This is a genomic window from Trichodesmium erythraeum IMS101 (assembly GCF_000014265.1).
GTDB lineage: Bacteria > Cyanobacteriota > Cyanobacteriia > Cyanobacteriales > Microcoleaceae > Trichodesmium > Trichodesmium erythraeum.
In genome coordinates this window covers 1,644,469-1,671,011 of record NC_008312.1, presented here as the reverse complement: position 1 = coordinate 1,671,011, position 26,543 = coordinate 1,644,469, and the positions used below count along the sequence as shown (strand labels likewise).

The window sequence follows — 26,543 nt, the reverse complement described above, 5'->3', positions numbered from 1 at the left end:
AGAAAATTATAATGGTAAACATGAAATAAAAAATTAAGTAAGTATTTATGCTAAATCTTTTTCTAAGAAATTTTAACAGCATAAATACTTACCAAATTACCAATTTTAAAATGACAAGTTTCTGTGCCAAACATGGTTTCTAGGAACACTCTTGAATGACACATCTAAAATGCTGCAATAAGGGTAAATAGGGTCTAGTAAACGGAGGAATATCCCAAAAAATAACCCAAAAACAATAAAGCTTTGTTGAGTATAAATTTGTTATACACAAGTTCTGACCTTTGAGTTATGGCTTGAGCTCAACCATTGCTGAAATACTTCAAACCTACCATCATCAGGATGAAAAATTCGATAAATTCGCAATCGTTTTTTATGGTGAGTTTCTGTTCGTAAACATTCCAAACTATAGCCAATTTTCTCCAAAAAACGCCTAACAATTATAATGGGGCTAGAGTTAGCAGCTAATCCTATTCCTAATATAGTTTTAATTTCTGTTCGGTTTGACAAAGCTGTTTTTCCTAATAATTGTAAATCTGGGTCTATATTTTTCAACTCTCGTTTTTTATCCTTCAATAATGAAGGTATTTTTAATAATTCTATTACTCCAATAATTGCACCTAATAAAGAGTCATTAAAATCAGGAATAAAAATATTACCTTTACCTAACTCCAACAATTTTTTTACTACTTCCCCATCCCGGGCTGGTAAATACGGTCGCCCTACTGTCATAAAATAATGTAATTGCAACTGTTGGTACCACCCCCGATCATCTTTCTGAACTAATTCAGCAGTTATGGGAATACTATAACGTAACATCAACTCAAATTTACGTTGTTCTCGTTGTTGTTGAATTGGTTTTGATAATCTTTTTGTGAGTTTTTGATACTCAAATAAACTAATACTTTTCGCAGTAGCGATCGCCTCACATTCTGTCTGATAGTTTTGCTTAATTACAATAGCTATAGCTTCCTGCAAAGTATTAATTTCTTCAGGAGTTTCTGATGATTTTTTTTCTTCTAAATTTTCAGGTAAAGCTTCTGCAGAAACTTCTATGATCTGCTGTCCTTCTATTCGTAAAAATTCTAAAACTGACTCTCTATATTGATTCATTCCAGCATTAAAGCGGACCGCCATTTTTGCCCAACACAAAAAAGATTCTGCCTGAAAACCTACTTCCAAATCATCTAAACTATCAAAATCAGATTGTTGTAATAACCGAATATTTAATTGAGTCAAACGTTGCTCAGAATTGAGCAAAGAAGTTATAGAAGTAGAACCATTACCTACCTGATTAAAACCACAATTAGCTACCCACAAATATCTAGGAATATTCTCACGAACTCTACCCAAAGATTGACAAACAGAAGTGGCTCCCTGCACCCCCTGAGCAATTGCCCAAACTGAAGTAAAATGCCCTTGAACATCAATACTAACTCCAGTTTCAATTGAGGGAGAAGCTAAAACAATATCATACTTTAGTAATACTTGATTTAATGACTTAATACAACCATAAGCAGGATGATTTACTTCTGCTAAAGATTCTGAATCTATTCTCAGAATTTTTAATTTGGGAAACTGTTTTTTCAGATAAGCTTCTAAGGCACGAGTCCCCCATTTACTTGTCAGTTTTTGCGCTGATAAACAAACTATTGGTTTGCCACCTTCACGAATATGTTTTTGTAAATCTGCTATTAATCTTTTGGGAGTTGTTTCTGGGTAATTAAAAATTTTCCAAGCTTCTTTTTCTCCAGGTAACCAATCATTTTGAACAATGAAAGGTTCTAATTTTACTCCTGCTAAAGCTTGTAAATAATCTATAGAAATATCGCTGAGGTCAGCATCAGCTATAAATACTTTACCTGCACCCCCTAAAATATTTTGCATTAACGCTTTAAAACATCTGAGAATTTTTACTCTACTTTTCCTACAAGTATTAGAATTTAAAGCATGCCAAATTACTTGCTCAATTTCATCAATAATTACTATTCCATCTGACCAAGTTTCTGGATTAAAGTTAGCTTGGGAATTAGGATGTAAAGAGTCAATACATAACCCTAAACCTAATAATTTATCTGGGGATTTTGAGTTAACTTCTGTAATATATTTTAATCCAAAACGTTGACATAATTCCTGTACTAATTGTACCCGATGCCCGATAACTAAAACTTTTTGATTACGAGCTACAGCTTCAGAAACTATTTTTTCTAAAAACTTAGTTTTTCCAGTTCCTTTAGCAGATTTTATTCCTATAAGTTTAGCGGGAAAATTTATACTATAATCTAAATCAATGTCGTCTAATTTATGTAAGTTATTGTTATTATTGTCTATAGAATTAAATATATTTTGTTCTGAAAGATAGCGACTATTAACTCTCAAATTTACCGGATATGTGAGACGAATAAATGATTTAGCTTTCCAAAGTTCTAAAGGTAATGCCTTTTTATAAGCTTCATCAAAAACATTTTTTCCATGATTAGCGATTAAATTATCTACTCCTTTACCTAATTCTGGATTCCAGGAAATTACTTTAACTTTACATCCCTTTTTTATGAGTAAATATCCAGTTTTTCTAATGGCAGCATTAACATTTTTAATAGTTTTAGCTTTAGTATCTTGGTCAAATGCAATATAAATTTCTCGAGTATTATTAATCAGCTTTTCTAACTGGGGAATTAAATGTTGTTTACCAATACGGTTACCATATTCATCTCTCAAAACTCGGTATCCACCAAATACTCCTGGTAAGGCAATAGCTACATAGGATGCTGTTAATAAAGCTCCTGCTTTTTTTGCCCCTTCAGTAATACATAAAGGTATTTGAGGATGGGCGATAAACCACTGCCAAAAACCAAAGTCTGGTTGATTATTATCAATATCTTCTGGCAAAATTGTTAATTGATAATGACTCGCTATTTTATGCCATAAATGTAGGGGAATTTTTAGAGCAAATAAACTAGTAGGAGTTTTGGGAGGGTGCTCATATTTAATTATTTTTTTTTCGTCGTAACTATGACGTGGTTGACTAGGTTTAAAACAACCCCAAAAATCTTCTTCTCCTGATAATAAATCAATTCCAGAACACCACCACCCACCTTCTTCAATATGTTGGTATCGGTTTAATATTTCGCTTGTGACTCGACCATCATTTCGTCGAGGAATAGCATCAGAATAAAATAAAAATTCATAAGCTCGTTGTCCTTCTAATGGGACAACGTTAAGGTGGATTAATTGGTCATCAACACAGCTATTAGTCCATTCTCGGAAATAACTAATTTGTGGTTCAGTATTAGGGCTCATCGAATAATGCATTCTACCTATAGTGACAGATTTTAATTGTATTATAAAAACACACTATATGTAGGTAAAATTTTCTTTAGCATTAACAACCTAATTATACAGTTATTTAGTTTTTTTAATATATTTTAATTATATCATACTTTAAAGTTTTATAAAATTGTTATTTTTCTAAAATTGAAAATTCTTACAAGTAATTGGTTATGAATATTATTAAATATTTCAAATTTCAAATTTACTATATAAATTTGCCTATTTACTTACAAAAATATTAAACATTTATAATCTAGCTTAAGCATTCAGCTATTAGCATTTACTCTGAGATTTAAAACTAATGAAGCTGATAGTTTATAGTTAAACTCTGAGTACTTATAACCTAGTAATACGAAAAGTAAGAAAATATCACAAGTAGTTTCAAACATACAGTCCTTTCCATAAAAGTTAAGCTCAATAATTGGAATCATAAACTTTGAGCAAATTAGAACTTATTCTACTTACTATTATCCTGTACTAATTAGTCGTGCAAAGTGCTATATATGTGAAATAATTTGGTAAAATTACAGTAGTATTAAAAAATGTATCCTATATAAACCTATAAATGGATGAGTTCTCTCAGATCAGGGGTAAGAGCAGAGTTGATTTTTAAGCTTTATGAAGCTTTATAAGTTATAGGGATTATCCTCTGAATATATGAGTAGGTTGTAGGAAATGAGGTCCAGATTACAAAAGTCTACCACTCTACCTAAATCTACCACCTTCTTATTAATTAATAACATTGACTATTAACTTAAAAACTACAAACTTTTTCAATTACTTTAACCTAATTATTATTAGCCAATTATGGAAGCAATTTCGGTAATTATCAACAATATCACAACTATCAAAATTATGAATATACCAGTCATAACAATACTTTTTATATGCCTGGTACTAATAACAACATTAGTCTTCAAAAGATTATTAAGCATAATTGTAATTAAACGAATTGAGGCTTTAACTAGTAAGACAAAAACAACCCTTGATGATCAATTAATTGCAGTTCTTAAAAAGCCTATTGGATGGTTTATCTATTTACTAGGATTGTGGATAATACAATTAATATTGACAGATTATATTTCTCCACAATTAAATCAAACAATCACAGGAATTATTAATTTAGCAATAGTAGGTAATTTCGCTCTAATTATCTACCGTATATCTCCAATTTTAGGAGAATTTTTTATAATTTTATCAGCTCAAACAGACACTGAATTGGATGATATTATTAGCCCCTATATTCCGAAACTACTAAGATTAACTGCCATCGTAATATTTGGTTTAAAAGTAGCAGAATTATTACTGGGAGCTTCTGCTACTGCATTACTTGGTTTAATCGGTGGTGCTGGTCTTACATTAGGTCTATTATTTAAGGATTTCGTAGGTGATTGGTTAGCTACTATTATAATTTATAGTGATAGTTTGTATCGCATAGATGATTGGCTTTTATTGCCAAGTGGTCGTTGGGCAGAGGTTAAACATATTGGTATTAGAAGTACAACAATTTATATAGGTTTTGAGGGAGCTACCCTGAAAGTTCCTAACTCTAAAATGATTGATGGTAATATTAAAAATTTATCCCAACAGCCAAATGAAAAGAAGAAAGCAGCTATTGATTTGTATATCAAGATTGATGGAATTTCAGCTAGAAAGATAGCTTATCTTAACGATAAAATTCGAGGAATTCCCAAATCAATTGACCTTTTATATGACTCTTGTGTCGTGAGATTTAATGGATTAGAAAAAAATGCTCGTGTGATTAGAGTAATTGGATTTACTAATGATTTAGACAATTATTCGAGAGCTTATGACCAATTAAATTTGGCAATATTAGCTTTATTGGAGCAAGAGGAAATAGATTTATTTGATGTGAATATTCTTAGTGATACAGAAACTTATCAAAATTGGCAGTCTAGTCAAAATTAGGTATTGAAGTAGGGAATAAGAACAATGCTTTTTGTGGGATAATTTCTCATCATTTTTATGGCTAGTTATTGTTAGATTTTAGTAAGGAAAAATTCTGAACATATTTATTCCTTTTCTATTCCTTCTCTATTCCTTCTCTCTGAAGCAACTTAATTTATTCCTCACGTAAAATTTGAAGATTTTTAGAGATACAGACATCAGTAAATTATGAATCTCATTCATAGATTAATTTTGTATTATGGGGGTTAGGGAAGTTGAATTTTGACTGGCACGTAGAAATATAGGTAGCTCCTCGGCAAAAATTTCTAACTATTTTGTTTGAGATTTCTCAGATTATTTTTTCTAATTGCTATGAAAGGCGATCGCTACTTTTTAATATCTAAAAATTATAAATATATCTGTTCCCTCTTTATGAATAAATTAAATTTATTCCTTTCGCAAAACCTGAAGATAAAGCCCCACACTTACAGCTAATATTTCTTTGCCATAAAGTTATGAATACCAAGGTTTTTCTGTATCACTTAACTGACTATAACTAATTTTACTTCCCTGGCATTTATAATTTTTTATAAAGCTACCTAAACTTAAACCAGTAAAGTCTTGAAGTTGCTTAATTCTCCTTTCAGGATTAAGTACTAAAATTTATATTTGATATAACCAACCATTATTTAAAAACCTAGTAATTGACAATTGTATTAAGGTGGATAAGTACGACAATAAAAATTTATAAATTATGATTATTTTATTTCTGTAAACATCGGTTTTAAATGCCTAATTTAACCCTAAATAGCCATTTTATTTCCTACTTTAATTAAAGACACAATAGTATCTCGTAGTTCTTGAATAATAAATATAAATTTTACATTTTTGACAAGGTCATAAATATCTGGAAATAACTCTCCCATAATAGGGTATTTTAGGGCAATATTAGTATTATCAGCATAACGCTTTCAAATATTAAAAAAAAAATTATTGGCTAATTCAGCACTAAAATTTATGAGTTATGCTAGTTCGGAAAAATAATATTTACTTTGGCTTTCAAAATTAATTTTACCTATTTACCTTTACTATGAACATTAACTAAATGATATAGATAATCTATTTATTCAATTAATGGATCAACCTTGGTATTGGAGCAAATAATAATTTTTCATAAATGTAGTTTCATAACAAAGATATCCACCAATAAAAAAGTACGTCATATTTAGAAAGAAGAAGGATCATTCCTGAATGCAATTAATTTTTGTGCTAATTTAATAGCTTCATCTTGAGTTAAAATATTCTCTTCAGCTCGTGCAATTTGAATCTCAGTTAAAAGCTGACCAACTATGGGACCTTTAGGTAATTTTAGAGCTGTAATTAAATCATTTCCACTCAATAAAGTTGTGGGATGAGCAACTAGATCATCTGGATTAATATAACGTTCAATTAAACAATTAATTTCCTCCATCGATATTCCTTTTGCCACTGCTACAACTGCTAAAGCAGGAAAATTTTTTCCTATTTGTTGAAAGAAAAAATATTGTTCTCTAACAGACATATGAAGAACTTCTATTTCTGACAGTTTTTCTAAACTTTTAAGAACTGCAATTGTACTTCTAATTTCTGCATTGCTATACTTTAACCGCATTAGTTCAACTTCCGCTTTTTGTGGGTTAGAATTAACTAATATTGCTAATTTAGCAATTGCCAATAAAGACGTTTTGACTGTATTGCGCACCCCACTCCCTAACTCTACTTTTAAAGTAGACCAATTTTTTTGTAATTTTTCTACTACTATCTCTACCTTTTTTCCTATTCCCAAATTTTCTGTTGCTGCAGGAAAATAATCTGAGAGTAAACCATTTTTCCAAGCCTTTTCTATCCAAATCATTCCTTGGGGATGACTCAACAAATAACCTAATTCTGTCTGCACTCTTTCTGTTGCAACTTGAGTAATTAAAGGTGCAAACTCTCGAATAGTTGTTTGAGTTTCTGGGGAAATAATAAAACCTAATTGTGCTGCTTGACGATATGCCCGTAATAGTCGGAGAGGATCCTCTTTAAGATTCTCAGATTTTACCATTCTAATAATACCGTCTTGCAAATCTTTTAGAGCATTAAATAAATCTATCAATTCATTAGTAAAAGGATTATAAGCAATAGCATTTATAGTAAAATCTCGTCGCCATAAATCTTCCTTCAAACTATTACCTTCAATCTCAGCAAAATCAACTGTAGTTCCTTTAAATACTACCCTAGCAATTTTTCTTTCCGCATCCAAAACCACAAAACCAGCTTGATATTCCTTAGCAATATTTCTAGCAATACTAACTGCTTGGTCAAGGATAATAAAGTCTAAATCTAAATATGTAGTCTTCCGTTTCAGTAAAGCATCTCGCACTGAACCACCCACTAAGTAAACATTTTGGGGCAGCATTTTTGCCTCAAATGGCCAATTTTCTGGTGATAAAGCAGACAGGGAATTTATCAACATTGCCACAAAAATAAAATGAATTTCTTTGCAGTTAAACTTTTATAGGACTTTTCCAGAAACCAGGTTATGAGATAAAATTTTTCATGGCATGCGAAAAACAATAATTAGGACAATTAACCCGGTTTCTCGTTTAGGTATATAAATCCCATTTTACCTAGGTTAAAGTTAACATGATCTCTGAAAAAAGTATATTTTTTATCAGTATAAAAACCACTTTTTCTCTTGGACAAGATTTTATAAATTCCAGATCAAATTAATTTAGGTTAAAATATAAACTTATCAAACCATTAAGATCGAAAATTATTGTATCAATTAAGATTAAACTTAACAAAAAAAACAAGGTTTCAAGCCTCCCTTTTTCAGGGGATGAAAAGAATAAACTTCAGTGTTTCAAAACCCTGGCTTCATTCAGAAGTACTGATAACTATTAACTGATAACTAAAATGACCATCAATGAGGTATTTAAAAATGTGTATTTGTGTGAACTGCCACTATGTGGATCAGTGTGTGACTTATCATGCTGTAGAAACTCAGCACGAACAACTTCATTTAACAGAAAATCCAGATTTTGACCCAGTTGAACCTACTATAAATGTTAATATTCGTCCCAAACAAAACGAAATTGAGATGGAATGGGATGTTGTCGGTTGTGAAAGTTTTCTAGAAGAAATGGGCAAATGGGCAAAATTAAGACCTGGTGAACTTATCCCTACCTGAATTCAACCTAAAATGAAATAAGTTAATAAGTATACAGGTATCTTGCCTACCATAACTATACTTCACCTAATAGAAATAGCTTAATTTTTGCTACCCATAATTGATAGGGAGATGGGAATATTAATAAGTACAGAACTACGCAAATAGATTAGCATATTTATAAATGCTGAAACTAATTTAGGAATAACTTCTGATTTCTGAATTGGGGTTAGTGCCATAAAATTATCTACAGTAATAATTTGACTTCACCCCTTCTCACTTTATGACTTTAGCTATAACTTTCTTACTAAAAAATAAATCACCATTCCTCCTCTTTTCTTCTTCTTTATAACTTCTTATTTCTGCCTTCAAACAAATGACAAATACGGAAAAAAAATATGGTTTAGCAATTCATACTACCAGTCCAGAGTTAGGTTTAGCTATTAGTAACTTTGATGAATATACTCGCTCTCAAACTTGGAACTTAGGGCGAGATTTATCTAATAACCTACATCAAAAATTACAAGAGTTTATACTACCTCAAATATGGCAAGATTTAAGCTTTATTACTGTTGCTAAAGGTCCGGGAAGTTTCACAGGTACTCGTATTGGTGTAGTCACAGCTAGAACTTTAGCTCAACAATTAAATATACCACTATTTGCCATTTCAACTTTGGCAACTATAGCTTGGTCATATAAACAAAAAAGTCATAATTTATTCCTACAAATGCATGCTCAAAGAGGGCAATTATTTACAGCTATTTATCAGGTAGAAGAAATGGGTATAAATCCTATTTCAGGAGATACACTAATGAATCCGCTAGTATGGGAAAAAATGTTAGTAGACTGGGACAATTCTTATCATTTAATCCAGGTTAAAAATAGCTTGGGAAAATATGTTGTAAGTTTATTAGAATTAGCTCATTTAGAATGGCAAAAAGGAAACAGACCACATTGGTCAGAAGCATTACCTTTTTATGGACAAAGTCCTGTAGAGAAATATCCTCTGTAAAATAGTATTTAGAACAGAGAAAGACTTGATTTTTACAAGATTGATTTATTTTTTTTTGTTCTTCTAATATTAATTGATCCTATACTTGAATATTTTGTTCATGAGTGCAGTTAATAATTTGGACTTGGGACAAAAGGAAAATAGTTAGGGTCAATATTACACTAACTAAACATGAGAATTATTTCCCTGTCTCAAGTGAATTTAATCACCAAAAAATGACAATAATTAAAAGTTGTCACCTACTCCTAAAAAACTTTTTGTTGTTTTTTGGATTTTTTTACCTTTGATGATAACTTGATGGGGAGTTCGTAGTAAGGATGATTATAAGATGCTATTTTTGAATAGACTATGAGTATTTGATGAGAAGGTATTTAGTAGTTATATGAGTTTTTTTTCTTGTACTAAGTCCATTATATAGGTTTTTTCTCCAGCATAAGAAATCCTTGACTATTTTAATTTTTTTCTTGATTTTTGATTAGTATTAACTCATTGAATAGATAAATATATGATTGCAAAAAAGGTTGTTATGTTCACTATAATAAATACATAAAAAATCTGTTAAACTAAATTTTAAACTAGCCTTATAGGGAAACAAATCAAGAGCTTAATTTATAAAGTAAGAGCAAAAAAATTACTACCATTGAACAAGAGGGATAGGTCAATTATCCTAAAGTGTATCTCATTCTTTATTAAGTCAATATCAATCAAAAACTTTACTATTATTATTAATTAAAATCTAGATATACTATTTTTAATCAGGCTACTGATCATCAGAAAAAAAATCAATATAAATATTTAGGAAAAGCTGGTAGTGAAGCTCATATTGATACAGTCAAAAAAATAGATCTAAGGAATTTTATTGATTAGTTAAAGATGATAGTTTATTTCCTTTAATAAGGTTATTTGAACATTTTTTGGTGGAAGAATTGAAGCAGACCAATGATGATCCTTTTTAAGATTCTCAAAACGTTGATAAATAAACATTATCTTTGGTTTAACTCTGCCTTTAAACTCTATCGTAGTTAGTTTAATATTTACCATAACTATTTTTATTTTTTTCTAAATTCCAATAATAATAATTAATGACACTTATATTGATTAGTTGGTTTTTATGACATTTTTGAATAAAAATCAAAGTTATATATAATAAGTATAAAAAAACTTAGCCATATTAATATTTGTGGACCGACTCCAAGCTTATTCACAGAGTTTATTTGAGGTGAATTTATATTTTGTTACATAGCGACAAATTTTAACACCGACCTACTTAAGCTATTTTAACTAACCAATAAATAAAGTATCAAGTTTGTCTATTGCTACAGTTATTGATCTAGTTTTTTCAAGTGAGATATAAATCTATGTTTAGGTTTTTCTAAAAAGTATTGAATGTTAGAAAAAAGTTATTTATATGATACAATTGCAAAAAAGAAAGAAAAGCTAATTGTGAATGATTATGGTAAGAAGCTTTCTGTATATTAGTGAGATATATTTGAAAACCTAACCAGAGAAAAGATTATCTAGTTTAGATAAATTTACATTTTTCAGTTGTGGTTAAAATATATATATTTAATGAACCAAAGTATACGCAGTATGGGGGATTTATTTCAAAGACTAAACTATCAAGGAATAAACCTAAAAATATCAAATTTAATGATTGCTATTTCAAAAAGAAATTCGCTAATTTTTCAAGAAATAATTATCAAGCGAAAAAACAATTAAATAATCAAATAAGGAGTAGCATAAAGTCTAAGATTATTTCTAATTAATTCAATAATAATTGGGTTAACAAGTAAACTACTATCGAGTCAAGGATACCATCCGGGAAAGTTTTTTTTGTAGACAATATAGTTGGACAGCAGAAGTAGGAATAATAGCCATTCATTTTGGGCAAAGACATGACGATACATAAGTATTTAAAACTATAGAGACAATTCCCAAAAATGGAGTAGGAGTAATGGATAGGGGATGTGCTTCAAAAGAATAAAATTAAGATATGTCCTCACACCGAACCCCAATGTTTAATTAGTGCAGATACCAGCACCTCAAAGTTAGCTGACAAACAAAGAAAAAAGCCACAAAGAAGGTAAAAATAAAATTAGTTATTCTAAAGTATTAAGTATTGTGTTGTACTCGTACTACCTACTCAAAATTTGATTCTACTCTACCGTTATTTGAGATGGCATTATTTTGTATTTAGATCTAGCTCTACCAAAATTAATAGTTATAAAAAAAATATATTAATAAAGTAGTAAATGGAACTAAATAGTCTTAGGGAATTTTTGGTATTTTTACCGAAAAATTTGATTTAAAGCCTCCCCTGTCTATCCGTTGACTTTTCAGATAAAATCTGGTTATTATAAAGTAGGTATTTAAGTACCCAAATTATTATAAGGCAAGAGTTTTGAGTTTTATGAATATCTCCCCATTAAAGCAGACTTAATATTAGTTTTTTTTAAAATAAATCTGTTATTATGTTATTAATTGATTAGTCGCAGGCAGGTAGTCTATTTCCAAATTATAACCACTATTTTATAGTCTTTAAATATTGCTAGGAATTACACGGGTACAATAGATACAGTGTACATTCTGGGGTTGAGTATTTTCAATTATGGCCCCTTTTTTTTCTGAATAGAAACTATCTTTAATACCAGTTATTTTAAGTAGTAATTATAGAAAAAATTATGAAAAATATGGTTTAATTTTATTGAATAAATTAAATGAAAAATCTAATTATTAAACAATAAAAAAATATCTAAATATAGAGAATATTAATTTTAACTATATTGATTACTGTCAATACTTATTTGCTGATTTTTTTTAAGCTAACTATACTATAAAAAAATCAGAAAACTCCAATCTAAAAGATTAGCCATGATGCAATAATCATTATTTCAAAATAGTAACTTTAAGCTTTCTATATTTATGACAAAATGTCAAAAAAAATTGTGACCGAAACAGAAGGATATCTGATTTTGATGACATAATTATTAACAAAAAACTTGCTCCCTGATTGAGAGGGTCGCTTCTCTGAAAGAGGTACTTTTCGGCAGACAATATAGTAGTAATTAATATTAATTAATTTAGGTATAGGAGTAATTAGCTGTGTCTATTTTTATCCTCAAAGATAATAATTATAGATTATTAGTAATGGCATTGATGACCTAGATGCTGAAAAAAACCTGAGGAGAGACTATGTTAAATAAATTATTGAATATAGCTATAAACAAAAAAAATACTATTTACAACTGTATTAATGGATAGTTGGTATTTAAAAAAAAGGTTAATGGCATTGAGAGATAACTTAAGAAAAATTTATTATTTCCATTAAAAATAAATCTAGTACGTTGATGATACTAACAATGTAGAAAAATATAAAAATATTGAATAGTTAAATTGGGTTGAGTCAGATAAAATATCAGGCAAAATAATTAAGATTAAAGGAATTCCTTCGGGAGCAAAAAGTAAAACTCCTTATGAGAAAATTTTTATTCCAACTTCAGGAGAATATATTGCAAGTAATGACTTAAGCCAATCATCACACTTATGCCCTCTGAGTTTGAGTTTCAAATCATATGAAAAATTGAAGATATAAATTGACAAATAAAGCAATTAAATAGTTAAAAAAATTGGTATATTTTTTATTTTACTTTCTCTGTTATGCTCGAAAACAATAATTGATTAGCTTTGATATTTGTACAGCTTTATATCGGTCAATTAAATATAATAAATAATATTTATAATGTTATTAGTTGAAATGAACTTAATTTTTTTATATAAGGTCTTGAATAACGCTCAATATATTCACTTTTGATTCTTTTTTGTTTGTAATTATCAACCATTTTTATCATATTTTTAACTGTTTTAAAAGTTGTTTATAATAAATAAATAATTATTCTAGGGTAGGGGGTGTATTTCTCGCGCCTTACCCTCATCAATTCTCAATAAACATTTTTTAATGTTGAAGCATTTTTCAGTTACCGATAGCAAAATTAATGCTCTATATAGCTTTCAGCTAGCTTTTCATTCCCTAAGGATAAAAATAATCAAAACTGAATAGTATATAGCAATTCTAAATTAGGTTGTAAAAATTCAAAAACTAGACTAGAAATAAATTCCAAAACTCTTGCCTATTAAGCCAATTTATATTGACAAAAAGTGGCAATATTCTGCAGAATGTAAAAATAGGATTGCTATATTTATGACAATAAATTAGCTCAAATTGATGTTACTCATAAATTATAATTTTCTTTTAATTTTACGACAAATCTCTTATAGGCTTTTTAACCTGTCTAAAGTGTACAATTTTTTTTAATTTTAAGGCATAGGAAACATAAAAAATATCATATCCATTAGTATGAGATATGAGGTATACTTAGAAAGGATAACTTGATTAAAAGCTACTCCACGAAGTAAACATTAGTAAGTCTATATTCAGTCCAAATTTAACTACTGGGTGAATAACTAATCTAAATATTATGTGTTCTTAAAATAGACAGGAAACCTAAAATTTTAGCTATCTCCCCTAGGTGATAGAAAAGTGTTTGAATTCAAGCAAAACTGCACTATTAAGAGTATCTAACACGTACAGTAATGTCGCCATTGAATTAATGGTAATACTAAAATCTATTTATACTTAGCCAGGACTACAAGCAACAAGAGGGCTTTTTATAATCTATATCTACCAGCCATGGAACTAGATTTATCTATACAAAATTACACTACTGTATCCCGTCGAATCAAAAAAAATGGACATACTAATGTCAGTAGTACCATTGGGAGCAAAGCAATACACCTGTTAGTAGACTCTACGGTAGTCAAAGTCTATGGTGGGGGAAAGTGGAAAATTAGGCAGCATGGTCTAGGTAAGGGCAAGTTATATCTAGGTGTCAATTAAGCAACAGGAGAGATGGAAACAGTAGCTGTAATAACCTAAGCAGTGATGTCGCTATGACTACTCCTTTCCTGCTAGAAGATTACCAATTATGTAGTATAAATGTTATAAAGGCCAATTAGAGCAGCAAAACGATAAAACCTTTATCCATATAGAATGGTTCAATTTAGCGATCGCGATCTTAAACACTGAATTACAGCAAAAACTATAATACAAACCCCCAAAAAGAATATTTACCAAAACAATTATTGGTAGTTATGTACACTTTAATCTAGCTAAGCTAAAGTACAAATATGATGCCAATTTTTTTTAGACTTAAAAAAAATGTTTTTTGCTGTTCTTGGCTGGCATTAGCATAATTTCTATGGGCTTTTTGAGCTGATAAATTTAGTTTCTTTAAAATTTCATATATTCTCGATTATTTTCAGTTTTACTCCCCATCTTAATTCAATAACATTACTAATAATTTTACCAGCTCCATTTGTTTCTATCTACCACATAATCTCTGGGTAATTCTTCCAGTATCATTATTTTTAATTCCTGTTTCTGCTCTATATTTAATCTTGATGATACTTGGTGAGTCATTAGTTCTAGTAAATTCTTTAATCCTCCTTCTAAAAATTTATCTATCCAAGTAGATAAAGTTTGAGAATGACAATTTAATAAATCTGATACTTCTGTTCTAGTTTTTCTTTCATACAAGTATTTAATTGCCAATAATCTTTTCCTTAAATATTCTTGTTGACACCTGTAGTACAATTATGGCCACGATTCTAAATTTAATTAGCGATCGCCTAACCTAAAAGTTTTATTCCCTAAAGATTTAATCATGATTCATCCCTTATTACCTATTATGTAATAACATATATTACATAATAAGTAATTTTCTAACAGAAAGGGAGTAGCATATTTTCAGATTTAGGATTTAATATACTAACTAGAAAAATATAAAAATAGATAAAATTACTCATGCAACTTGTTAACAGTTTACATTTCAATAACCTGCGCGGTGATTTATTGGGTGGTCTGACTGCGGCAATTGTTGCACTACCTCTAGCTTTAGCATTCGGGGTATCTTCCGGTGCTGGAGCAATCACAGGTCTCTACGGTGCCATTTTTGTTGGCTTTTTTGCTGCTCTTTGTGGAGGTACACCCTCACAGATTACCGGTCCGACTGGTCCTATGACCGTACTCATGGCAACGGTTTTTACCACTCTGCTCGCTGATAACCCAGATGCCGGTCTGGAGATGGCATTTACCGTTGTCATGCTCGGCGGAATATTCCAGATACTTTTTGGGGTTCTTCAGCTAGGAAAATATATTGTCCTAATTCCCTACGCTGTAATCTCAGGATTTATGTCCGGAGTCGGTGTAATTATTATCATCATTCAAATCGGCCCGTTTCTCGGTCATCCGGCCTCTGCTAGTGTAGCTCAATCTATCAAGAAAATCCCAGAATTTTTAATTAATCTTAATCCCGCTGCAGTAGGGTTAGGAATTCTCACAATAGTAATTCTTTTATTCACACCACGTAAAGTAACTGCGATTATACCGTCTCCATTGTTAGCATTATTAACTGGAACTTTGATTTCGGTATTCTTCTTGTCAGACAGTAATCTTATACTTATTGGAGAAATCCCTACTGGTTTGCCCAAGCTACACTTACCAGTATTTACCTTCAATCAACTACAAAATATGCTTGTGGATGGTTTGGTACTAGGAACCCTAGGGTCTATTGACTCCCTACTCACCTCTCTGGTTGCTGATAACATTACCCGAAGCAATCATGACTCCGATCACGAATTAATTGGTCAAGGAATTGGAAATATAATGTCTGGATTATTTGGTGGACTACCAGGAGCGGGAGCAACAATGCGGACTGTTGTTAACGTTCATGCTGGTGGAAAAACTCCCTTATCGGGTATTGTCCATTCTATTATTCTATTACTTATCCTTTTGTGGGCTGGAAAGTTGACTGAAGCAATTCCTCAAGCTATCCTCGCAGGTATCTTACTCAAAGTCGGAGTTGATATTATTGACTGGGGATTTCTCAAACGAGCACATAATTTATCACTCAAAGCTGCTGGCATTATGTACAGCGTATTGATACTGACTGTATTCGTTAATCTAGTTACTGCAGTCGCAGTTGGTATATTTATTGCAAATCTCTTGACTGTCAAACGTCTTAGTGATATGCAAATTAATGATATTAAGGCTATAGTTGAACCGAATGATGAAATTCCTTTACGGGATCAAGAAAAACAACTACTTAAGGAATGTCGGGGTCATCTTCTTCTATTACATCTTGGTGGACCAATGAGTTTTGGGGCTGCCAAGGCTCTCTCTAGACACATGGGGATGGTACAACAGTATGATGTTCTTATTCTTGACCTCAGCGATGTTTCCTACCTTGGAATTACTATGTCCCTTGCTCTTGAAAATATGGTTACAGAAGCAAGTCGAAAACATCGTGAGGTGTTTATTGTAGGTGCATCTGGTGGAGTTAAAACTAGACTGGGAAAGTTAAAGATATGGAACTTTGTACCTCGACAGAACCTAGTAGGAACACGCATCAAGGCTTTGCAACAGACACTTAACCTCCTGGTTGAACGAAAAATTTAATACCTAGAGGTTGTTTGTCAACAATTATCAAATTTTTTTAGATCAAATCCGCTAATACTCAACTTGCAAGCGGATTTGGTATTACTTATTTGATAATATTATCAATCCCAGATTGAATACCCTTAGCTCCGTTCTGAATAGGATCATTAATATTAACATCAGAAGTAACTAAGGCCACAGCTTTAACCAATGCTTGCTTGCGATCCATCAACATATTTTCTGAAGGTACAATATTTAAAACTCCTAATTTTTCTAATCGGAGTTTGACACTTCCTGCAGCACCAACTAGGAATACATTACGACCTGTATCAATAGTTTCCTGAATTACATTTTCTATTGCTAGAGCTGAAGTTACACCCATGTGAGGTACTTCGCTCAAGTCTACAATCAAAACTTCATAATTATTTAAATGTGTGTGCTGTCGAGAGATGGCTTTAGAAATACCAAATATCATGGGACCACTTAAATGAAACAGTAAAATTCGACCTTCAGCACGATCTAGTAATTCTTTTTCATCATTGTCTAAAATGATCGCATCATCAGCATCAGTAATAGCTTTAACATCTTCAGATTTTAGCTGAGTCAGGCGATCAATAGTCAAAACATTAGCGATAAATACCCCAATACCTACAGCAGTAATCAAGTCAACAAATACAGTTAAACCAATAACAGCGTACATAATGATCGCCGACTTCCAGGAAATGCGATGAGCACGCTTGAGGAATCCCCAGTCAATAATCTTAATGCCTACCTGGAAGGCAATACCTGCCAAAACAGCCATTGGGATTTGTGCTGTTAAACTGGCAGCTCCCAAAACTACAACCATTAAAATGACAGCACGGGTGATACTAGATAGAGCAGTGCGAGCTCCTGTATTAATATTGACTACAGTACCCATAGTCGCACCAGCACCTGGAATACCGCCAAATAAACCAGAAGCTAGGTTCCCTAAACCTTGACCAATTAATTCTTTATCAGAGTCGTGTTGAGTACGAGTTAAACTGTCAGCTACCACAGAAGTAAGAAGAGCATCAATACAACCCAGCATTGCTAATACTATAGCATCAACTACCATTAACTGTAACTGACCGGCAGTAAAGTAAGGTAGTTGTAAGCTAGGAAGACCACTAGGAATTTCACCAATACGACGAATATCAATATCTGAGAAAAATACAATAGAAATTATTGTTCCTATTACTAATGCTACCAATGGTGCTGGAAAAATTTTCTTGAGTTTAGTTGGCATAGAAAACAGGATAACTACTGTAAGAACTGCTAAACCTGTTTCTATGGGATTAATATTATTTAGAAGTTGAGGAAGATTCTCAATAGTAGCAATTACACCGCCCTTGGGACTAGCTTGTCCGAGAAAAGGACCTATTTGCAGGATAATTAGGATAAGACCAATGCCTGACATGAAACCAGATATAACATTATAAGGCATCATGGTAATATATTTACCCAGCTTTAAGAAACCAAAACTGATTTGGAATAAACCAGCTAGCATTACCACTGTAAATGCCATTGTCATGCCGTTTTCTGGGTTAGTAGCAGTTAAGTTCGCAATCACTGCAGTCATTACCACCGTCATTGGTCCAGTAGGTTCAGAAATTAGAGTAGGAGTACCACCAAACAGTGCTGCAAACAAACCCACTAATACAGAACCATATAAGCCAGCAGCAGGACCTGCACCTGAAGCAACACCGAAGGCAAGTGCCATTGGAAGAGCAATCACGGCAGCAGTTAAGCCACCGAAAATGTCGCCCTGAAGGTTTCTGAAATGTATTTTATTGAAAACTTGCGTAGCCATAGCTTGATTTGATGAATAAGTTCAAGTAATTTGTTTATTGAATTTAGTCGATATTATTCATATATAACATTGACTATCATATATGGCACGATTGTTATAAAAATTGATAGTAAATGCAATACTTAAGAGTTTGCAATTACTTATATCAATATTAATATTTTCTTTATTTTTCTTATTACAGGAGGAAAAGTCCTTGATTCAGGCAACTTTATATTAGTTAAGAGTGTTCCAGACAGTGGCTTGTCACGGCAGCCTTAGTAAAACTACTGAAGAGTTTTTATTACTTAACCCACTGTCTCTGCTCAAGTCAAGCAATTCGAGCAAATTGATAAGCAATTGTACTTAATAAGCGTTGGTAGAGAATTATTAGCCACTTGTCAAGAAATCTTTGAACAGCTCGATCGCTTTGAGATAATAGTTGCTGATATTAACAGTACAAGACAAGGACCTAAGTACAGGACAAAAATTTTAACATCCTAGAAAATCATCTATTTGGCTAGATATCTTGAAGAATATATATACGCCAAAACTCTAGACTAGACAATAGGGAAAAAACTTTGAGCTTTACCCCCATATTTTTTGATGAGTAGAGGACAATACTCATCTAACCAAACATATACGTGATATGCCCAACACAGTGCTAAAGTTAATAAAAATATCGTTTTAGTTAGACATTTTGGTTCAGTTATGTGACTTGACTTAAGGTCAAAACCTCTACTTTGAAGGCAACCAAACAACGTTTCAATCTTCCAGCAACAACCATAATCGTGAATCGCACTTTCCCCGGGGCGATATAGCTGCCGTCACCATTCTCTGCCAACGCTAACTAGTATCAATAGTTCTTGTGATTCAAATTTTAAGGCTGATACATATATTCAGATTCCCCAAACGTTCTGGCATTTGAGGAAACTTCTGACTTCAACAACGGCTAAACTCCTAAAAATCACCCTTAAAGGTAAATATCGGCCTCTATCACCAATTAAGTCTGTGTGACCAATGCTGATGGGAAACCCCCAATTAAACGAAAGATATTTAAATCATTGTTTACCTAGAAATTCTATACCTACTGTTAAGTATGCTACTCACCCCTTACCTAATAGGAAAGCAAATTTCTCCTATTCGTTCAGTAGTTTGGGAATTTCCTTTTTTCGGCAAAATCTCCCAAATTATGATAATTGCCAAACCGTGATCAGCAATTCCTAACAGGAGAATGTTGTATGTATGTTTTCCAAGCTGCCATTGAGTTCGGTAATTACTCAAAACCCACTTTTGTAAGTAGTTCATAATGGCAATCACAGTCTAGACGAATTCTCTGGTATCTATGTCAAAATGAGGAAAAAACCTGTGTAAGTGCTTGTAATGAGAACTTATCTTTGGTAGAACCAAAACGATTAACTGTTACCCTTCATTTTACAGTTGCTGTTGGTGTTGGAGCATCCCCAATTGCCATTCCATAATAACCAGATGCCTTTATCCGCTTGAGCTATATTGACTTAAAGCCATATCAGTTATAGAACTCAGACGATAGAGGAGACTGCATCTTGGGATACTTTTATGTCCCTGGTTGCTACCACTCGTAAGCTAGGATTAAGCTTTTTTGAAGATGTACACGATCGCATTTCTCAGACTATAGAATATTCCTGCTGTGGCAACTATTATTTATGTTCGCGGAGGGTGGCGTTAGCCGTATCACTTCCTTTAGATAAGACTTCAAATTCTTGAGTATTACCCTTGACTATTTCAACTGCTGCTGAAATCAAATCTGTGATCGCCATAGCAAACTTCGCTCATCTATAACTAGACTCAGCCCCAACTCATTTACAGTAAATTCTTGATGTCTTGCTTCTTGGACTCTTGTCTCTCGCCCTAGAGTATGATTGATTTCTTCCTAAACACCATATCCGTGCCATTTACAAAATTTTGTTGATACAGTTTGCCAAGGTGGTAGCTTCTACAGCAAAGAACGCCAATAAAAACTAGAGTAAAGGATATAGAATATACTATTTACTACTTCTGTGAGATTAGCATTTAGTTTTAGCCCTGGTTGAGAGGTGTTTCAGTAGCATAGGTTCGAGTAGTTCCCACTGGCGAGCCCTTAGAGCTCTGTCTAAAAATTTTCACATTTTCACGACATTTATTTGACAGTGATCATTATTTTTTATTTTCCTACCTTCAATACTTTTTTATGGCTATCTTGAGCTTTTTTTTACAAATAGTCTCTAACATACAGCAGATTTCGGGCAAATGATGTACAAAGTAAATAGTGAAAATCATTTAGTACGCTAGGCAATGTGCTCGCGTAGCTGTACCTTATAACAACGGAAAGCTGTATCTACTTTGCTTTGAGCCATTTTTAGCAATAGGTATGTATTTCCCTTACCCCTAAAAATTGCTTAACATTTTCACCCTTGAAACATATCAAAATACTAAGAAGAAGATTAATAGCTAATATTTGTGAGATTAAAAACCCAGTTTCCAGAAGAAACCGGGTTGTAATAAATTAATTATTTAGGGAACAAGTTATCATCAAAAAAGAGAGCTAATTCTCCTTTTTCGGATTCACAATATACTCAGATGAAATCTTTTCTACCTGCCCTAATTTTACCAACGCTTGATAAAAAACTGCTGCAACTTCAGCACGAGTAGCAGGTTGATTTGGATTCAGCATTTTTACATCTGGATGGCTCACTACTAATTCAGCAGCAGTTGCAGCAGCTACTTTTTCTTTAGCCCAATCAGGTATTTCTGTTGTGTCTTTGTAAACACTTAAAACACTATCAGGATCAGATGGAATTTCTAGACTTAAGCCACTAGCTAAAGAAACTAACACCTGCAACCTTGATACTTTTTCTTCTGGGCGAAAAACATCCCCTGGATACCCACTTAAAAAACCAGATTTAGTAGATGTTTGAATTTCACTTTGAGCTGTTGAATCTCCTTTGATATCTTTATATACAACAGATTTTTTAGCTGATTTTTCCTCAAATACTTTGGCAATTTGAGCAGCAAATTCAGCTCGTGTTACAGGTTTGTCTGGCTCAAACTGATCATTATTAATCTGAGCAATAAAATCCTGTTCTACCAAAGATTGAATAAAACTACTTGCCCAAAAACTATTAGGAACATCAGAAAATTTAACCGTGCTACTAGAAGATATATCAGGAGAGGGTAATGCTGTTGAAGGCAAAGAAGTTTCCTTTTCTTGGGGTAACTCTGTTGTTGGAGTAGGAATAGAAGGTGCTACAGGTAGAGGAGCAGTTGTTATTAGATCATCTGTAACTTCCGATGATATAGTAGGTGGAGATTTAGATAATATCTTTCCACTGTCTAATATTCCCAAATTATCAGCAACTGGCGGAGCAGCTTTTTGATTAATTTTTTTTAGCACTTCAAACAATTTAGGTATTGTCTTCGTCTCAGTCTTGACTTGATCTAAACTCTGAAGATTTGGTTCATCATCCTCAACAGGATCAGTCATAGAAGTCAAAGTATCCAGACTTGTTCCTAATTCTTCAGGATTTTGAGAGCTCTCTTCAAAATTTGATCCTGACTTACCAGTCGAAGTCTTAAGTTGAGGTATGTCTAAGCTAAATATTGACTTCCCAGAAGCAATATTGGAACTACCAAAACTTTCAGATAGAGGTGTAGAAAGCATGGGTTTAGAAAGTAGATTAAATCCATTCTTTTCTCCAGTCGTTGCCCAGAAAAATATGCTGCCAAAAGTCCCTAAAGCTACAAATATTGCAATCCACTCATCAGGTTTTACTGGCCTTAGCTGTGATGGTAGTTTTGTCGGTGTATCTGTCATGGTTACTCTATTTATATAGCGCTACATCTAGATTAAACTAAATATTAGGAATTAAAAAGTTGAGTATCACAAAAATCAAATAAAATGACTACTAAACCATTAATTATTGCTCATCGCGGTGCATCTGGCTTGGTAAAATTTGAAAATACTTTAGCATCTTTTGCTAAAGCTATTGAGTTAGGTGTTTCAATGGTAGAGTTTGATGTTAGAAAAACTCAGGATAATTTATTGGTTGCCTTTCATGATGAATCAATTGATGGGATAAAACTTAGGGATTTGACTTATCAACAACTTTTAAATATTTCACAGAAAAAAGGTTTTGATGTGCCATTAGTAGAAGATGTACTTAAGCTGTGTCAGAGGAAAATTAAACTTGATATTGAATTGAAAGAAGCCGGATATGAATTGGAGATAGTTAATTTAGTTAAAAAATATTTAGATTATCAAGATTATGTCATTAAATCTTTTATTGATACTGCGATTATCACCCTTAAAAAAACTGATAACAAAATTACAACTGGTCTATTACTAGGACTGGGGAATCCCCAAAATTTCATCCTTACTCGATTATCAGAAATTTTTCCAGAATTTCGTTTACTTCTAACTAAAGCTGATTTTGTTTCTCCTAATTATCAATTAATAAAATTAGGTTTTGTGTGGCGGATGAAAATTCTTAATAAGAATATCTATGTTTGGACGATTAATGATGAAAAATTAATGTCTAAAATTATTAAGAAAGGAATATTTGCATTAATTACAGACAGGCCAGATTTAGCTTTGAAGTTATTTGATAGTAATTAATATTTAGCTATTATTTTTTAATTTTTCCTATTCTTGGCTTTCGGACAGTTCATCAATTAGTTAGATATAAATTAAACACCAAATTAAAATTCCTACATCTAAAGCATATAAAACATGACATTGATCCTAAAGAAAACTTTCAAAAAAAACTGCGTCCGCCAGGTCCTAGAGAAAATTAATGTAATTAATCAACATAGGGTGAAAGAAAAATCGGGACTGAAATAGCCAATTCCCTATTGGTGTCTTGACGTTACTAGAATTGGATGAGAATCTATAATAGTTAAAACCATTACTAGTTGTGGAGTTAAGCAAATGGGCCTCTATTACCTTATAGTGGGACTAACACAGGTAAAATGGTGCATTAGAATCCCCCGCTAAAAGCTACTTTTACCTAGAAAGAGCGATCGCTCTTTCATAGACAGTCAAAAATAGGCGAACGCTCTTTCATAGACAGTCAAAAACAGGCGATATAGCTACCTTATGTGCTTCGTCAAAACTATTCAATAGAGACTCTAAAATAGGGATCTAGACACTCCATAGCTAAAATGCTCTATTAAATATGGGCAGCAATGGATAATAATACTATGGGAGAGGTTGGCATGAGCAAGTAATTCTGACGGTAAAACAGAAGGATAATCTAGAAAGAATCCCTAGAAATGGCCATGCACCAGCTAAAAAAAATTCTACACCCTCGAATTTTGCTAATGTGTTACAAAGCAAAAAAGACCACGAGCATCTTGACAGATGAAGAAATAGTAGAAACTTTAAATGTATATAGAAACAAAGTGATACAGGTTTGCTAAAGATTCCTCAGCAAAGGATAAAAACCTGCTCTTAATTGATACCCTCGAAGCACTCCACCCACACCCCCGAAAGTAGATGGGACAACTCAAGCACAAATTATTGCTTCAGGAGGCTCTGACCTACCCCAAGGCAGAGCCTACTGAAGCATCAGATTATTAACTTCAGAACTCCAACAGGGACAAATTGTCACCGAAATTTCTCGTGAAACTGTAAGATATACTTTAAAAAAAGACAATTATGGCCTTGGAAAACTCAGAGGTTTTGTATCCCCGAAAGAGATTTGGCAAGATTTGTATCTCAAATGGAAGTAATCTTAGACCTTTACTTTAATTAACAACCATAATCAACCTTTCATTAGGGTTTACTGAAAAAGTCTGAAAACGGTTGATTTTTATTCAAATAAAAAATTGATGATCATCAAAAATTATCATCATTTATTCAAAAAAAAGTTGAAGTTATTAAAAATACCCAGACAAAAAAACTATAAAAAAAGATACAAAGCCCCTTTTAACAGGGTATAAAGGTTGATTACTAAGAAAGTAAAAAAAGTAATTGCGATTGCAGTTGTGGAAGTTTTATAAAGTTTAATAATTACTTTTTATAACTAAATCCTCTTTTGCATCCGGCCAAATTTACCTTCAATATGGTGACCTAATCTTTCATCGCTCCTGAGCTTATTTTTTCTGTTATTTATCAATATTTTTGGACGGTATTCCCTCATAAACCAATGATTATAATACCTTTTTCTTTACATAATTTTTGCTTTTCTAATGTTAGGTAAATTTGGTCTGTATAAACTAACTATTGGTAATAACCTATCTAGTTTTTCTACTATTCAACACATAATTTTTGGTTTTCTAATGTTAGGTAAATTTGTTCTACATGAACTAATTGTTGGTAATCAACTATGTAGTTTTTCCTATTCAACTTGAGCTTTTAAATATTGAGATTTGTTATATTCAACCTAAATTATTCTATGTAAAAATATATATCCATCTATACAAATTGCAGATATTTTAGCTCCAAATTCTGTGTTTTTTACCCTTTTTACTCTTAGTATTGTACGGACATAAGATTGATTTAAAATTATTATTATCTCATCTATTCGTTGTTTTTTGTTATCCCACATCAATTATTGTTAATGCTAAATTTCACGGAAATTCAACAATGTTTTATATTATCTAGTACTCAAATTTTCATGACGGGCACCATTCTCAATTAACAGCTTTTTGAGTGCTTAAGTGTTTACTTACATATTTCAGTTGTTTTTTGATGGCTTTCCTCATTAGACATCTCCAAAATAAAAATTAAGGTATAATTGTCATGAAAAATTTGTAAAAACTATATACTAATGACTCAGATATTAGAATATATTAATAACCACCCAAAAGAAATAAAAAGAGTTATTGGGATTACCAATGAGCAATTTAAAAAAATATTAGGAAATGCTCAAAGACTTGCATTAAAAAAAAGACAGGCGATCGCTAGTCAAGAAAAAAGACTATAGTCAGAAAAAAAAGCTTAAAACTCGAGGAAGAAATCATCTTAACTTTATACTATTTACGCCATTTCCCCACATTCCAAATACTAGGAATATACTTTGGTGTCAGCTCATCAACAGCAAATAATATTTTTCAGGCTTTGGATAGATATATTACAAGAGTTACTGCCTAGTAGCTTGTTAGAACAATTTCAAAAAAAAGAAGACGAATATTTATGGATACAAGAAATTTTAACAGAACAAGAATTAATTGTAGATAGTACAGAACAAAGCATATATAGGCCATACTCTGATGATAAACAGAAAAAATATTACTCTGGAAAAAAGAAAAACCATACATTAAAAAACCAAATAATAACGACAGAAAAAGGTACAGAAATAGTAGATGTGAATGTGGGAAAAAGAGGTCCAGAAAGCGATGTAAATTTACTCATAAAACAACTTTCAAAATTTGATAAAGAACAAAAATTTCAGGGAGATAAAGGGTATCAAGGAGCAGAGAGAACTATAACACCAAAAAAAAAGCCTAGAAAACAAGAAATGTCACCAAAAATGAAAGAAAATAACTTGAAATTAGCTAAAAAGAGAATCTTTGTGGAACATGTTATTAGGTTGCTCAAAATATTTGGAATAGTTAGAGAAAGGTTCAGATTAAAAGAATATAATTATGAAAAGGTAATTTTAACAATATGTGGTTTAGTCAGACTAAGAATAGGAGCATTAATATTAGCATGAACCCTACTGTATGTAGAAAAGAAGATAACAAAAACAACAGCTCAATATGGTGAATAATAAACAGTAACTATCTCTAACACCATAAAGTATGTAAAAAATGACTATCTGGGGGATTAGGCGCTAATTCCTTT

At 31.9% G+C, this 26,543-nt stretch carries 17 protein-coding genes and 1 pseudogene; 11 read left to right on the top strand and 7 right to left on the bottom strand.

The genetic code is table 11. The features are described 5' to 3' along the window. Positions 1–261: 261 nt before the first annotated feature. Positions 262–3,297: a plasmid replication protein, CyRepA1 family gene (locus TERY_RS04970; protein ID WP_370496647.1), complete on the bottom strand. Its 3,036-nt coding sequence runs from the start codon at positions 3,295–3,297 to the stop codon at positions 262–264. An 837-nt stretch (positions 3,298–4,134) separates the two neighbouring features. Here TERY_RS04970 and TERY_RS04965 point away from each other — a divergent pair. Continuing rightward, positions 4,135–5,256, top strand: a complete 1,122-nt coding sequence (locus TERY_RS04965) for a mechanosensitive ion channel domain-containing protein (RefSeq protein ID WP_011610820.1) — start codon at positions 4,135–4,137, stop codon at positions 5,254–5,256. 782 nt (positions 5,257–6,038) lie between these two features. Here TERY_RS04965 and TERY_RS36255 read toward each other — a convergent pair. Further along, positions 6,039–6,161, bottom strand: coding sequence for a hypothetical protein (locus TERY_RS36255; RefSeq protein ID WP_370496644.1), 123 nt, complete (start codon positions 6,159–6,161; stop codon positions 6,039–6,041). A 299-nt stretch (positions 6,162–6,460) separates the two neighbouring features. After that, positions 6,461–7,732 (bottom strand): CCA tRNA nucleotidyltransferase, encoded by a 1,272-nt coding sequence (locus TERY_RS04960; protein WP_011610819.1) that lies wholly within the window; start codon positions 7,730–7,732, stop codon positions 6,461–6,463. A gap of 468 nt (positions 7,733–8,200) precedes the next feature. On the opposite strand from TERY_RS04960, the gene TERY_RS04955 reads away from it, so the two are divergent. The 3 genes from TERY_RS04955 to TERY_RS24755 all read left to right on the top strand — a co-directional run bounded on the left by TERY_RS04955 (position 8,201) and on the right by TERY_RS24755 (position 14,334). After that, positions 8,201–8,449 (top strand): Ycf34 family protein, encoded by a 249-nt coding sequence (locus TERY_RS04955; RefSeq protein WP_011610818.1) that lies wholly within the window; start codon positions 8,201–8,203, stop codon positions 8,447–8,449. Positions 8,450–8,804: 355 nt separating this feature from the next. Beyond that, on the top strand, positions 8,805–9,440 hold the full coding sequence (gene tsaB / locus TERY_RS04950) for a tRNA (adenosine(37)-N6)-threonylcarbamoyltransferase complex dimerization subunit type 1 TsaB (RefSeq protein WP_011610817.1): 636 nt from the start codon (positions 8,805–8,807) through the stop codon (positions 9,438–9,440). A gap of 4,687 nt (positions 9,441–14,127) precedes the next feature. Next, positions 14,128–14,334 carry a transposase gene (locus tag TERY_RS24755; protein WP_052845749.1) on the top strand — a complete coding sequence of 69 codons (207 nt, stop codon included), beginning with the start codon at positions 14,128–14,130 and terminating at the stop codon, positions 14,332–14,334. A gap of 465 nt (positions 14,335–14,799) precedes the next feature. Here TERY_RS24755 and TERY_RS04940 read toward each other — a convergent pair whose 3' ends face one another. Continuing rightward, positions 14,800–15,090 (bottom strand): helix-turn-helix domain-containing protein, encoded by a 291-nt coding sequence (locus TERY_RS04940; protein ID WP_011610816.1) that lies wholly within the window; start codon positions 15,088–15,090, stop codon positions 14,800–14,802. A 210-nt stretch (positions 15,091–15,300) separates the two neighbouring features. On the opposite strand from TERY_RS04940, the gene TERY_RS04935 reads away from it, so the two are divergent. Further along, positions 15,301–16,953: a SulP family inorganic anion transporter gene (locus TERY_RS04935; protein WP_011610815.1), complete on the top strand. Its 1,653-nt coding sequence runs from the start codon at positions 15,301–15,303 to the stop codon at positions 16,951–16,953. Positions 16,954–17,038: 85 nt separating this feature from the next. Here TERY_RS04935 and TERY_RS04930 read toward each other — a convergent pair whose 3' ends face one another. Further along, on the bottom strand, positions 17,039–18,763 hold the full coding sequence (locus tag TERY_RS04930; RefSeq protein ID WP_011610814.1) for a bicarbonate transporter BicA: 1,725 nt from the start codon (positions 18,761–18,763) through the stop codon (positions 17,039–17,041). Positions 18,764–19,099: 336 nt separating this feature from the next. On the opposite strand from TERY_RS04930, the gene TERY_RS32350 reads away from it, so the two are divergent. Next, the gene (locus TERY_RS32350; RefSeq protein WP_155994313.1) at positions 19,100–19,243 is read left to right on the top strand and encodes a hypothetical protein; all 144 of its coding nucleotides are present in this window, start codon (positions 19,100–19,102) and stop codon (positions 19,241–19,243) included. 609 nt (positions 19,244–19,852) lie between these two features. Here the strand turns inward: TERY_RS32350 and TERY_RS04925 are convergent. Next, on the bottom strand, positions 19,853–20,047 hold the full coding sequence (locus TERY_RS04925) for a hypothetical protein (protein ID WP_044136434.1): 195 nt from the start codon (positions 20,045–20,047) through the stop codon (positions 19,853–19,855). Positions 20,048–21,302: 1,255 nt separating this feature from the next. Further along, positions 21,303–22,571, bottom strand: a complete 1,269-nt coding sequence (locus TERY_RS24750) for an S-layer homology domain-containing protein (RefSeq protein ID WP_011610811.1) — start codon at positions 22,569–22,571, stop codon at positions 21,303–21,305. 84 nt (positions 22,572–22,655) lie between these two features. Between TERY_RS24750 and TERY_RS04915 the strand changes: the two genes are divergently transcribed. The 5 genes and pseudogenes from TERY_RS04915 (at position 22,656) to TERY_RS34520 (ending at position 26,412) form a co-directional block, all read left to right on the top strand. Then, a complete protein-coding gene (locus TERY_RS04915) occupies positions 22,656–23,372 on the top strand; it encodes a glycerophosphodiester phosphodiesterase family protein (RefSeq protein ID WP_011610810.1) in 717 nt (238 codons plus the stop codon). A 610-nt stretch (positions 23,373–23,982) separates the two neighbouring features. Next, positions 23,983–24,501 (top strand): annotated as a pseudogene (locus TERY_RS36250) (IS630 family transposase); the annotation flags it as partial. 1,026 nt (positions 24,502–25,527) lie between these two features. Continuing rightward, entirely contained in the window at positions 25,528–25,683 is a 156-nt protein-coding gene (locus tag TERY_RS36245) for a hypothetical protein (RefSeq protein WP_011610809.1), read from the top strand. Next, positions 25,680–25,850 carry a helix-turn-helix domain-containing protein gene (locus TERY_RS34525; protein WP_370497150.1) on the top strand — a complete coding sequence of 57 codons (171 nt, stop codon included), beginning with the start codon at positions 25,680–25,682 and terminating at the stop codon, positions 25,848–25,850. The genes TERY_RS36245 and TERY_RS34525 overlap by 4 nt, the downstream gene beginning before the upstream one ends. Beyond that, positions 25,780–26,412: a transposase family protein gene (locus tag TERY_RS34520; RefSeq protein WP_011610808.1), complete on the top strand. Its 633-nt coding sequence runs from the start codon at positions 25,780–25,782 to the stop codon at positions 26,410–26,412. Before TERY_RS34525 ends, TERY_RS34520 begins: the two co-directional genes overlap by 71 nt. The last annotated feature ends 131 nt before the right edge of the window (positions 26,413–26,543 follow it).

Excerpts from the sequence above, each read along its gene's own strand:
- TERY_RS04970 (WP_370496647.1), bottom strand. The coding sequence starts at position 3,297 with ATGAGCCCTAATACTGAACCACAAATTAGTTATTTCCGAGAATGGACT.
- TERY_RS04965 (WP_011610820.1), top strand. The coding sequence starts at position 4,135 with ATGGAAGCAATTTCGGTAATTATCAACAATATCACAACTATCAAAATT.
- TERY_RS36255 (WP_370496644.1), bottom strand. The coding sequence starts at position 6,161 with ATGGGAGAGTTATTTCCAGATATTTATGACCTTGTCAAAAATGTAAAA.
- TERY_RS04960 (WP_011610819.1), bottom strand. The coding sequence starts at position 7,732 with ATGTTGATAAATTCCCTGTCTGCTTTATCACCAGAAAATTGGCCATTT.
- TERY_RS04955 (WP_011610818.1), top strand. The coding sequence starts at position 8,201 with ATGTGTATTTGTGTGAACTGCCACTATGTGGATCAGTGTGTGACTTAT.
- tsaB (WP_011610817.1), top strand. The coding sequence starts at position 8,805 with ATGACAAATACGGAAAAAAAATATGGTTTAGCAATTCATACTACCAGT.
- TERY_RS24755 (WP_052845749.1), top strand. The coding sequence starts at position 14,128 with ATGGAACTAGATTTATCTATACAAAATTACACTACTGTATCCCGTCGA.
- TERY_RS04935 (WP_011610815.1), top strand. The coding sequence starts at position 15,301 with ATGCAACTTGTTAACAGTTTACATTTCAATAACCTGCGCGGTGATTTA.
- TERY_RS04930 (WP_011610814.1), bottom strand. The coding sequence starts at position 18,763 with ATGGCTACGCAAGTTTTCAATAAAATACATTTCAGAAACCTTCAGGGC.
- TERY_RS04925 (WP_044136434.1), bottom strand. The coding sequence starts at position 20,047 with ATGAACTACTTACAAAAGTGGGTTTTGAGTAATTACCGAACTCAATGG.
- TERY_RS24750 (WP_011610811.1), bottom strand. The coding sequence starts at position 22,571 with ATGACAGATACACCGACAAAACTACCATCACAGCTAAGGCCAGTAAAA.
- TERY_RS04915 (WP_011610810.1), top strand. The coding sequence starts at position 22,656 with ATGACTACTAAACCATTAATTATTGCTCATCGCGGTGCATCTGGCTTG.
- TERY_RS36245 (WP_011610809.1), top strand. The coding sequence starts at position 25,528 with ATGACTCAGATATTAGAATATATTAATAACCACCCAAAAGAAATAAAA.